Here is a 2,683-nt window from a genome sequence, read left to right as displayed (position 1 = left end):
AAAAATGGTTTATAAAATGCAATTCTTTTTATTAAAATTGTGCATAACTCTCTGAAATTATAGGGACAAAGTAAAAAATATTTAACATTTATTTATTCCCAAAATAATGTTTAATTAAAATATTTTATTCCTTAATTATTTCTGCAGGATCTAATTTAAACTGAAGCATGTTTGCAGTTTCTTTTCCTGCATCTCCACCTTTTCTTTGAACTGTTATTTTTCCAATTTTTAAATTCCCTTTTTTTGTTATAAAAACTCTACCATCATCAAAATAAAAGTTACTAAATTCATTAATATTTTTTAAAAATCATTTATTTTTATCATTTAATTTTTGAGTAATTAAAACTCATTCAACACTAAATTGTCCTCTGCCTCTTAAAATATCTTGAAAAATTAAAACCTTATTTTTATCAAACCAATCTAAAATTATTTTTTGCTCATTTGAATTCATTTCATTTAAAAACATTCTATTTGGTTTTTTTGTTTTTTTATATGGTTTTTCTTCTCCAACAAATAATTTTAAGAGAGCAAGTACTTCTTCTGGTATATTTCATAGTTTTACATAAGATTTTAACCATCTTTTGTCTATTTGATTAAATCCTTTTTTATTTGATACAAGTTTTATTTGTATATTTTCTTTGTCGACTGCTTTTTTAAGTTTAATTTGTATTTGAACATTTAAATCTGCTTTATAACCATGTATTAATACTGCAATTACTTCTTCAATTTCATTTAAATGATAATTCATGATTTTTAGTCATTTTTGTGCATCCAAATCTTCTTTTCAATTGTTCCATTTGTCTCTTATAATTTTTTCATTTCAAAAACCATTTTTTGCAATTAAAGATCCATTTTTTGTTTCATTAGTCATATTAAAAATTAACCCTTGCAATGGAATTAACAACACTTATTGTCATTGCATTACCAATTAATGACAATAAACTATTTTCATTAAAATTTTTAGGTATTTTTTTTATTTCTTTTAAACTAAAACCCTGTAAAAGAAATGCTTCTTTTGGAGACAGTTTTCTTAATTTACCATTTTTTACATATAAAATTCCATGTCTACCATGTCTTAGTGTAGGAATTCTATCTTCATAAATTCTTAAATCTGATTGTCTTGTATCTAAAACAATATATTCTTGGTTTAATATGTCATTTAAATTAAATTTGTTTCCATTAAACTCATTATTTAGATATTTTTGAAATGTTTCATTTATTTGAAGAACATATTTAGGATTGGTTTCGATTAAGTATTTACTTAATTTATCTTTTTTTATTTTTTTAGGTCATAAAATTGGAGAAGAAATATTTTTTTGTTTTCCCACGAAATAAACACGCTCTCTGTATTGAGGAATTTTGTAGTCTAAACTATTTAAAATTTTATATTCAACGTTATAACCTACTTTTTTTAAAACATTTAAAATTTTTTGAATGGTTTTGCCTTTGTCATGGTTTACTAATCCTTTTACATTTTCAAAAATAAAATATTTTGGTTTTTTAATTTTTAAAATTTCAACAAGATTAAAAATTATTTTCCCTCGATTATCATTTAATCCTTTTCTTTTCCCAACAATAGAAAAAGATTGGCAAGGGAACCCTGCGATCATTAAATCAAAATCTGGAAGTTTTTTTGGATCAATCTTTGTAATATCACCAAAATTGTTTTTATCATTATGTAAATAAAAATAAACTTCATTTGCACGTTCACTTATTTCACTATGACCTACACAAATCATGTCATTTTGTTCTAAAGCTATTCTTCCTGCTCCAATTCCAGAGCAAAAATCAATAAATTTAATTTTTTTCTGTGTATTTATTTGCTTTGAACATTGCATTTTTATATTTTCCTTTTTTCTTTTTCAATTTACTTGTATTTATTTTGCAGCGTTCTAATAATTCTTTTTTCTTCTTTTGGTTCAGTTAAAAGTTTTTGAGAAATTCTATTTATTATGTTAAAAAGTTCTTTAATTATATTTTCATCATCATCTAAATTTTGATATGAAGTTTGTGTATTAATTACATTTCCATCTTTATCAAAAAATTCTTTCAACAACATGAAATGATCTTGTTATCTTTCCAATTCTTTTATTTGCTTCCTTTCATTCTTCGAACTCTTTTTGTGCTTTTGCTTGTTCTTCTTTTTGCTGTTGAGCATATCATTCATTACTAGAAGATGTTCTTTTATCCTTCGTAGCAAAATAATAAATTCCTTAGATAACTAACCCAACAAAAATAATTGAACCAATACTTATCCCTACAACCATATATAGTTTACTTCTTTAATTATTTTTCCTCAATTCCATAGTATTCATAGAAGTTTTTTTGCTGTTGGATTTTCTCTTCTTGAACTGGAACATTAACGAATTTAATAGTGACGAAATTAGTTCATTGTATATCGTTTAGTTTGACTACATTTGATTTATTTATTCCAGGTAAAGCAACATCATCATCTTCTATATCTTCACAATCATCATCACAATCTTTTCTATTATAATCGCTAGAACCAATGTTATATCAAAAAGTTAATTCATGTTTCAATCACCATGTCTAATATTTATGACTTTGTCCCTAAAAAGTCCTAATCAAATATTTATGACTTTGTCCCTTTTTATTGATTAAAACTTTTAATAAGTAATTTCTCAGGGTAAAAATACTTGTAGAGAGAAATTTCTTATGAAAA

At 23.9% G+C, this 2,683-nt stretch carries 4 protein-coding genes; all 4 read right to left on the bottom strand.

Annotated elements, in window-relative coordinates; all coding sequences use genetic code 4:
- Positions 1 to 124: 124 nt before the first annotated feature.
- Positions 125 to 871, bottom strand: a complete 747-nt coding sequence (locus tag T383_RS0102165; RefSeq protein WP_033160053.1) for a PDDEXK family nuclease — start codon at positions 869 to 871, stop codon at positions 125 to 127.
- 1 nt (position 872) lies between these two features.
- Positions 873 to 1,838, bottom strand: a complete 966-nt coding sequence (gene dcm / locus T383_RS0102160) for a DNA (cytosine-5-)-methyltransferase (protein ID WP_052664020.1) — start codon at positions 1,836 to 1,838, stop codon at positions 873 to 875.
- A 29-nt stretch (positions 1,839 to 1,867) separates the two neighbouring features.
- Positions 1,868 to 2,059: a hypothetical protein gene (locus T383_RS0102155; protein WP_033160051.1), complete on the bottom strand. Its 192-nt coding sequence runs from the start codon at positions 2,057 to 2,059 to the stop codon at positions 1,868 to 1,870.
- A gap of 227 nt (positions 2,060 to 2,286) precedes the next feature.
- Positions 2,287 to 2,541, bottom strand: a complete 255-nt coding sequence (locus T383_RS0102150; protein WP_033160050.1) for a hypothetical protein — start codon at positions 2,539 to 2,541, stop codon at positions 2,287 to 2,289.
- Between the last annotated feature and the right edge of the window lie 142 nt (positions 2,542 to 2,683).

This window comes from Mycoplasmoides alvi ATCC 29626 (genome assembly GCF_000701785.1).
GTDB lineage: Bacteria > Bacillota_I > Bacilli_A > Mycoplasmatales > Mycoplasmoidaceae > Mycoplasmoides > Mycoplasmoides alvi.
Note: the sequence above shows the minus strand (reverse complement) of the source record. Positions and strands in the feature narration are given on the sequence as shown.